This is a genomic window from Corynebacterium sp. HMSC06G04 (assembly GCF_001807365.1).
GTDB lineage: Bacteria > Actinomycetota > Actinomycetes > Mycobacteriales > Mycobacteriaceae > Corynebacterium > Corynebacterium simulans.
In genome coordinates, this window is sequence record NZ_KV788626.1 from 1 (window position 1) to 7,490 (window position 7,490).

Below are 7,490 nucleotides of genomic sequence, written 5' to 3' on the forward strand. Positions count from 1 at the left end.
CGGATTGCCCCTACCAACTACGCCGAAACGGCACGTTCTACAGATATGAGAAAACGCTAAAACGCTTACAGTCCCCAACTCACGTGAGCTCGAGCTGGGGACTGTAAGCGTTTTGAAGCTGACCCGCGGGTTCCCACGGGAGCAAGGCCGCTTTACGCGGCCTAGGACCTAGGAGGACTTACGGTTGCGGCGTGCAGCCAGCTCGTCGATACCAATGACGGTCTCGTCCTTGAATTCGTCCAGGCGCTCTGCCGGGAAGGAAGAGATAGTGCCGGAAAGCTCCTTCAGGATGCCCGGGACCGCGATGCCGAAAACGCCCTGGCCGCCTGCCAAAAGGTCAATGACCTCATCGTTGGAGCGGCACTCGTAAACAGTGGTTCCGTCGGAGACGAGGGTCAGCTCTGCAAGGTCGTTAACGCCACGGTCACGCAGGGACTCAACTGCCAGGCGAATGTTCTGCAAGGAAATACCGGTATCGAGCAGACGCTTGACAATCTTGAGAACCAGAACGTCCTTGAAGGAGTACAGACGCTGGGAGCCGGAGCCACGTGCATTGCGAATGGACGGGTTGACAAGGTTGGTGCGTGCCCAGTAATCCAACTGACGATAGGTAATGCCGGCTACCTGGCAGGCAATTGGCACACGGTAGCCGAGCTCCTCGTCCGGTCCGACGTCGAAGAGCGACTCTTGCACGTAGCCCTCGCCTGCTCCGTGGGAGGCGTTGTACTCGTCTAGGTTCTCGTTGATGCTCACGTAATTACTCCAATGGGGTTTGTTGGAAGCCTCTAGGGCTTAATTAAAGGCCACGCCCCTAACCCCGTCAAGGCTAGAGGCTAAAGCTTGGCCAAACTCTCTAGCTTTACTTTAGACTTCTTCGTCCCCATTGTCATCATTAGTCACACGCGTGTCATTAGAATCTTTTTTATCTTCCGTTTCAAAAAAGTCCTCTTCAGAGACGCCCAACGAGCGCATCATCGCCTCGAAATCAGCATCTGCCTGCGGGTTACCCGAAGCGGAGCTATCTGAGCTGGACGTTTTCGCCACTTCCTCACCAGCATCGTCGGCGGGCGGATCGAAATGGAAATCAAAGTAAGCATCCATATCGTCATCCGAGACAAAGACGGCCACTTTAGACAACAGCTCTTTTTCTACAGTGATTGGTACATTGAAGTGTTCCGAAACCACCAGAGCATCGCTAAGCTTTGCGTCGTGCGCCTCACCCGCCGCATCGACGATGTCGACCATAAAGGTGCCTTCGTAATAGTTAACGATCTCAATGGAGCCCACGCCACCGAGTTGCTCAATGAGCTCGATGAGAAGGTCGTGTGTGGTGGGGCGGGTTTCGCTATAACCGTCGAGGCGCTGCATAACGCGCGCGCCTTCTAGTTGCGAGAGCCAAACGGGGAGGATGCGATTTCCTTCTACCCAGCGCATAAGAGCGCATAGTTCGCTTTCCGGCTCCATAACGTGAATGCCGTGGAACTCAAGACTAATTTTTCCCATGCTCTCCACTCTCCCACATTTGCCCGCCGCGTGGTGACGGAGAGCTTTATGTGGGCCGCTAGCACCAGGCACTAGCGGCGAAATCGGGAAATCTAGGAGTTGTATTCGTGACGCAGGTCAGTCTTGACCATGGTCGCGTGCAGCGAGACAACCAAAGCGGTCATCTGCTGTGACAATTCCTCGGCCTTCTGCACGGCAGTATCCGAGTTGGAGTTGGCCACCGGGGAGGCAACCTGCGCGATGAGATCTGCTTGGCGGCGGGCATTGTTGCGCAGCGACTTCAGCTGACGCTCTTCAAAACCGAATGCCTTAAGAGCTACTGCGGCAGATACTACGGAGACGTCATCCGCATCGAAGAACCCCGATGCGTCCGGGGTAATCAGGCCAATCTTGACTAGGCCGGCAACCTCCACCTCAGTGGAGCCTGCCTGATCAGCAACCTCTGCGTCAGTAAGACGCGTAACAACCGGAGCACGGAACTGGTCCGGGCTCAGCAACGTTTCTGCCTTGCCAGCAGAAACGATTGCAGTGACCTGGCCGGAATCCATAGCTTCCAGCTGCTCACGGATGACCTTCAGCGGGGTGTAGTTGTCACGCTGAGAGGTGAGAATGTAGAGAAGGCGATCAACGTCTTCCTGAGTGAAACGACGGTAACCGGAGGCAGTACGCTGCGGCGTGATTAGACCTTCAGACTCGAGGAATCGAATCTTCGACACGGTGACGTCTGGGAACTGCTGATTCAGATGTTCCAGGACGACGCCGATCGACATGGTCTTAGCTTTTTTGGCCTTAGCGGTCCCTTTCCGCAGGGCCGCGGCGTTAGACTGTGCTGCGCTCACTATACTTCTCTTGAATTTCTCTAAAGACTCGAAACGTGTTTATTGATTGGCGATGAAGACCAGACGGAACTTGCCGATCTGGATCTCGTCACCCACGTGAAGAACCTGGGAGTTACGCGGCTCGCGGTTGACGTAGGTGCCGTTCAGGGATCCGACATCGACGACCTCAAACTCGCCCTCGTTCACGCGGAACTCAGCGTGGCGACGGGAAACGGTGACATCATCCAAAAAGATGTCTGCCTCTGGATGACGGCCCGCGGTGGTGGTTGGGCGGTCCAACAAGAAGCGGGCACCTGCATTCGGACCACGCTTTACAACGAGGAGGGCTTGGCCCTCGGAAAGGTTTTCCGCACCTGCAACGGAGGTGTCATTACCGGCGGCAGCGCCGTTTTCCATCTCCTTGAGAAGGTCTGCACGGAATACAGAAGTGGTTTCTACCTGCGGTTCCGGCGTACCGGTATGCTCGCTCATTTTTACCTCCGAAGTGTCGGATTAGTGTTGACTTATTCCATATTAGCGATTCGCCCGCTTCCGCGAGCATCCTCACCAGATTTGTTTCATAAATTACTTTAACGGAAGATATTACCGATTCCTTTAAGTACGGAATTTCCTCCGCCAGACAAGGGATTATCGGAGACCATATACGTCCAGGTGGCACTCGGGCGGGCAAGCCCCGAATCTTCCAGGTGAGCACCTTTTTCATCAATGTCCACCGACTTGAAGGTAGCCACCGACTCCTCCACGGCACGTTGCGCCAAATCCTTGAACTCGCGGACCGCAATACGGTGATATTCGTCGATCGGTGTCTCACGGGCAATCGCGCGCAGGTGAATCGACTCACGGACATCGTCCATCAGCTCTAGGTGGTCGGCCCACGCTAGGTCGAGATGGTAGAGCATGATTTCCCGAGCGGCTTTTTCCTTTACCTCTGCGGGAAGTTCGGCAAGCTCCGCGGCACGTTCGGGAGCGCGCTCAGCTAATTCCTCCCAGGCTTTTGCGGTGTCGAGCAGCTTCGCTCGGCGTTCATCGATGATAACGCGTTGATCCGCCAACAGCTGGTTGTACTTCCAAGTCTGCGCGTGAATTTCCAGCAGCTGGCCTTCGGTTACGCGCTGACAATGCGCCACGAAGTCTGCCAGGCGTTTGGATTCAATACGGCCAGTTTCGTCCGGCTGCGCCGAGAGGGCTTCGTCCTCCCCGCCTTGCTTGACGACGTCGTCTTCCAAAGACACGAAGAAGAGCGACAGGCCCGGGTCTCCTTGGCGTCCAGCACGCCCGCGCAGCTGATTATCCAGGCGGGAGGTGCGATGGCGCGAAGTACCGATGACGGCGAGACCGCCCAGCTGCGCGACCTGCTCGCGGTCAGCCTCAGTAGCGCCGCCCAGCTTGATGTCTGTACCGCGGCCGGCCATCTGCGTCGAGACGGTCACGCGTGCGATATCGCCGGCTTCGGCGACGATGCGAGCTTCCTCAGCATCGTTCTTGGCATTGAGCACGCTGACTTCGACGCCGCGTTCGCGAAGTGCCTCGGCTAAATCCTCCGACTCCGCGACATCGTGCGTGCCCACGAGAACCGGCTGGCCAGTAGCGTTAAGGGCCACGATTTCGTCGACAATAGCCTTCGATTTCTCCTCGACCGTGGCATAAATGCGGTCGGCCTCGTCGAAACGCTGCAGTTGTTTATTGCGCTCGATTACAGAAACGCGCAGATCATAGAACTGACGCAACTGGTCAGTCGCCTCAACCGCGGTGCCGGTCATTCCGCACACCGTCGGGTAACGGCGCATCAGCTCCTGCAGAGTGATCGTGTCGAGGATGCGGCCACCCTCGGAGACTTCAAGGCCTTCCTTAGCTTCCACCGCAGCCTGCAGGCCGTCCGGCCAGCGCTGCAAGTCAGCAACGCGGCCGCGGGAGGCGTCGATTAGCTGCAACTTGCCATCTACAACGATGTAGTGGATATCGCGAATCAGCAAGGCCTTGGCGTGCAAAGCCAGATTCACCTTGACCAGAATCGTTCCGATGTTGTCCTCGGAATACAGCGAGTCAATGCCCAACTCGCGCTCGACGCGTGCCGCGCCATCATCGGTCAAAGCAACGGTACGGCCATCTTCGGCGATGACGTAGTCCAAGTCCTCACGAAGTCGCGAAACCACATTGGTGATGTGACCCGTGGGAGCCTCCCCTGGACGGTTTCCTGCCAGTACCAACGGAACCAGAGCCTCGTCGACCAAAACAGAGTCAGCCTCGTCTACCAAAGCGACGTCGGCTCGCGCCTGCACGGTCTGCTCGCGACTAGTGATCTGGTTATCGCGCAGCACGTCGAAGCCGAGCTCATTGACTGGGGCATAAATAATGTCGCAGGAATACGCTTTGCGACGCTGCGCGGCGTCCTTCTTCTCCGTCACGGAGTCTACGGTGAGGCCAAAAAATTCGACTAGCGGGCGCATCCATTCAGCATCCCGATCGGCCAAGTAATTGTTTACCGTCACAAGGTGGACGCGCTTACCGGTCAATGCGAAGCCGGTTGCGGCCATGGCTCCGACGAGGGTCTTGCCCTCACCAGTGGCCATCTGGATGACGTCTCCGGAAAGCAGGCGCAACACCGCTTGGGACTGAACGTGGAAAGGTTGCATGCCAAGCGTACGCTCGCTGGCCACGGCAAGGGCTGCCAAAAATCGCGCTTTATCTGCGATTTCACCCTCACGCACAGAGTCGCGGGCGGCTTGTGCCACGGCGGCGTCGTCAAGCGCGGATAGCTCCTGGGTCGCAGCACCGGAGCTATCCACGATGGCTTTCGACTTTTTATCGTTCCGCTCGCTCTGCGCACCCATGGCCTTCCAAAACCAGCCAAATGCACCCATGTTCGTCTCCGTTACTGTTGAATGCTTCTTAAGTAAATCTTTAACTCTACCGACTCTAGCTAACCCTCTGTGGCCTATGTAGAGACGGCTCTATATCCTAGTCTTTATGCAATCTGTGAACGTGAAGCTCCCGTCCTCCACTGGAACCATGATGGCGGGTACCATTGACTTTCCTGACTCCGCGCCACAAGCCTTTGCGATCTTCGCGCACTGCTTTGCTGGATCGCGCCACACTCCCGGTGCAGCTCGCGTATCTAAGCAGCTCACCAATTTCGGCGTAGCCACCCTGCGCTTCGATTTCCCGGGCCTCGGCCAGTCCGAGGGCAACTTCGGTGAGACCAACTTCAGCCAAAATGTTGCTGATATTCAGGCTGCAGCAAACTGGCTGGCTGAAAACTACTCCGCTCCGCAGCTTCTGATGGGCCACTCCTTGGGCGGCGCCGCCTCCCTGGCAGCGGCAAGCGGTATTCGCTCGCTCAAGGCAGTAGCAACCATTGGCGCACCATTTGATCCTGCCCACTCTGTTTTGCACTACGCCGACAAGATTGGTGAGGTCGACGCAAACGGCGAGGTCGAGGTCATCCTCGGCGGTCGCGCGCTGACCATCTCCCGCCACTTCCTCGAAGACTTGGCGGATACCAACCCAGAGGAATACCTGCGCCGGCTGCGCAAGCCGCTGATGATCTTGCACTCCCCGATCGACCAAACCGTTGGCATCGACAATGCCCAGAACATCTTCTTAAAGACGCGCTACCCCAAGTCCTTGGTGGCCTTGGACAAGGCAGACCACCTCATCACCAAGCAGGGTGCCGCTGCCCGCGCCGCAGACCTCATTGGTGCTTGGTTCGAGCAGTTCATCGTGCCGGAGAATGTACCAACCCACATCGATGAAACCGCAGCTGAAGCGCAGCCGGCAGTCGGCACTAAGTTCGGCGTGGTGGTTCGCCACAATGAGCGCAGCGTCACGGCTGACCGCCCCAAGAAGCAGGGCGGAAAGGGCCAAGGTTTTACCGCGGAGGGCCTGCTGATGTCCGCGCTAGCTGCATCGACCACGCAGACAATTAAGGAAGCCTCCAAAGGCATGCCGCTCGACGACGTCCAGGTCAACGTCACCCATGTGGGGGACACGACGTTTGAGCGCCGCATAAAGCTTGTGGGCGATCTTTCCGCGCAGCAGAAGTCGACCTTGCTCGAGGCCGCGAAGTCCTCTCCTGTTGAGCAGTTGCTGGGCGCCGCCCAAATCGTGGACGTCGAAGCATGATCGTGCTCAACCCCTTGAGCCCCGAAGCCCGCTGCCCTTGTGGGCTCGGGCTTTGCTTCGGCGAATGCTGCGGCAAGTTCCACGGCGGCAAGCCCGCCCCGACCGCAGAGGCCCTCATGCGCTCACGCTTTTCGGCCTTCGTGACCGGCGATGAGGATTACTTACTGCGCACCTGGGACCCGGAAACCCGGCCAGAGCGCCTACACCTGGAAGACAACGGTATCCGCTTTTATCGCCTGGACATCATCGATACCGTCGATGGCGGCCCGCTCGATGATACGGGAATCGTGGAGTTCGAAGCTTTCTACAAAGGCGCGGCCGCAGGCTCCCAGCGTGAGCGCTCCCAGTTCCGGCGCACGCAAGGGCAGTGGGTATATAGCACCGGCGATTTTTAAGCAATACCCAGCTCACACAGGCGATTGGAATCAGTGAATACTACTGATGTAATCTATTCAGGTCGCATCCTCGAGATGTGACGGCGGACTATGGCGCAGTTTGGTAGCGCACTACACTGGGGGTGTAGGGGTCGCAGGTTCAAATCCTGTTAGTCCGACCAAACCGGAAGACGGTTTCGTGAAACTAACTTAAATCGTTTGCGAAACTGCCTCCGATAGATAAACCCACCGCTTCTATGCGGTGGGTTTAGTCGTTTTCGCCGTGATCCAGGCGTTAAACAATAAGACTTCCTTCATGGTTCGTCCCCTCTAAAACGACTAATAGCCCGGAACCTCAAATCGGTTTTCCGAGCTAACTGTGTGAAAAGTATTCAGTTGGTCTTAGGCCACGTGCTGCGCAGGCGGCGCGTTCGGGTGCGCGCCAGCCAGCTCCGGATCGCGCGGCGGATGCGGATCGCGCACCCTAGGTGGTGGTGTCTTTTCATCCCTCTCCACACGTCCAAGAAAACGCCGGATCATAGAGGCATTGGCCGCAACCACACCAAGGGGCCGTATAGAAGAAAGCCGCAGCAAAACCACGAACAGGTCTACGTGTGTGGGACCTGACCCCTGTTTGGTAGACACCTGATAT

Annotated in this window: 8 protein-coding genes and 1 tRNA gene; 3 read left to right on the forward strand and 6 right to left on the reverse strand. The window is 57.3% G+C overall.

Annotation, left to right across the window (positions count from 1 at the left end; all coding sequences use genetic code 11):
* Nucleotides 1–168: 168 nt before the first annotated feature.
* The 5 genes from HMPREF3158_RS10765 to secA2 all read right to left on the reverse strand — a co-directional run bounded on the left by HMPREF3158_RS10765 (nt 169) and on the right by secA2 (nt 5,203).
* On the reverse strand, nt 169–747 hold the full coding sequence (locus HMPREF3158_RS10765; RefSeq protein WP_141741042.1) for a MerR family transcriptional regulator: 579 nt from the start codon (nt 745–747) through the stop codon (nt 169–171).
* 117 nt (nt 748–864) lie between these two features.
* Complete coding sequence (locus HMPREF3158_RS10770; protein WP_061922564.1) at nt 865–1,503, reverse strand: bifunctional nuclease family protein; 639 nt, start codon at nt 1,501–1,503, stop codon at nt 865–867.
* A gap of 92 nt (nt 1,504–1,595) precedes the next feature.
* A complete protein-coding gene (locus HMPREF3158_RS10775; RefSeq protein WP_061922567.1) occupies nt 1,596–2,342 on the reverse strand; it encodes a transcriptional regulator FtsR in 747 nt (248 codons plus the stop codon).
* 39 nt (nt 2,343–2,381) lie between these two features.
* Nucleotides 2,382–2,813: an oxoglutarate dehydrogenase inhibitor Odhl gene (gene odhI, locus HMPREF3158_RS10780; RefSeq protein WP_062034986.1), complete on the reverse strand. Its 432-nt coding sequence runs from the start codon at nt 2,811–2,813 to the stop codon at nt 2,382–2,384.
* A 98-nt stretch (nt 2,814–2,911) separates the two neighbouring features.
* On the reverse strand, nt 2,912–5,203 hold the full coding sequence (gene secA2, locus HMPREF3158_RS10785) for an accessory Sec system translocase SecA2 (RefSeq protein ID WP_062034984.1): 2,292 nt from the start codon (nt 5,201–5,203) through the stop codon (nt 2,912–2,914).
* Nucleotides 5,204–5,309: 106 nt separating this feature from the next.
* Here secA2 and HMPREF3158_RS10790 point away from each other — a divergent pair, with 106 nt between their 5' ends.
* From HMPREF3158_RS10790 to HMPREF3158_RS10800, 3 genes are all read left to right on the forward strand, one after another.
* A complete protein-coding gene (locus tag HMPREF3158_RS10790) occupies nt 5,310–6,464 on the forward strand; it encodes a bifunctional alpha/beta hydrolase/OsmC family protein (protein WP_062034981.1) in 1,155 nt (384 codons plus the stop codon).
* Entirely contained in the window at nt 6,461–6,859 is a 399-nt protein-coding gene (locus HMPREF3158_RS10795; protein WP_062034979.1) for a YchJ family protein, read from the forward strand. Before HMPREF3158_RS10790 ends, HMPREF3158_RS10795 begins: the two co-directional genes overlap by 4 nt.
* Nucleotides 6,860–6,943: 84 nt before the next feature.
* A tRNA-Pro gene (locus HMPREF3158_RS10800) sits at nt 6,944–7,020 on the forward strand.
* Between the two features lie 220 nt (nt 7,021–7,240).
* On the opposite strand, the gene HMPREF3158_RS13050 is transcribed toward HMPREF3158_RS10800, so the two are convergent.
* The coding region (locus HMPREF3158_RS13050; protein ID WP_210386649.1) for a hypothetical protein at nt 7,241–7,490 on the reverse strand (250 nt) is incomplete at its 5' end.

Excerpts from the sequence above, each read along its gene's own strand:
- HMPREF3158_RS10770 (WP_061922564.1), bottom strand. The coding sequence starts at position 1,503 with ATGGGAAAAATTAGTCTTGAGTTCCACGGCATTCACGTTATGGAGCCG.
- odhI (WP_062034986.1), bottom strand. The coding sequence starts at position 2,813 with ATGAGCGAGCATACCGGTACGCCGGAACCGCAGGTAGAAACCACTTCT.
- secA2 (WP_062034984.1), bottom strand. The coding sequence starts at position 5,203 with ATGGGTGCATTTGGCTGGTTTTGGAAGGCCATGGGTGCGCAGAGCGAG.
- HMPREF3158_RS10790 (WP_062034981.1), top strand. The coding sequence starts at position 5,310 with ATGCAATCTGTGAACGTGAAGCTCCCGTCCTCCACTGGAACCATGATG.
- HMPREF3158_RS10795 (WP_062034979.1), top strand. The coding sequence starts at position 6,461 with ATGATCGTGCTCAACCCCTTGAGCCCCGAAGCCCGCTGCCCTTGTGGG.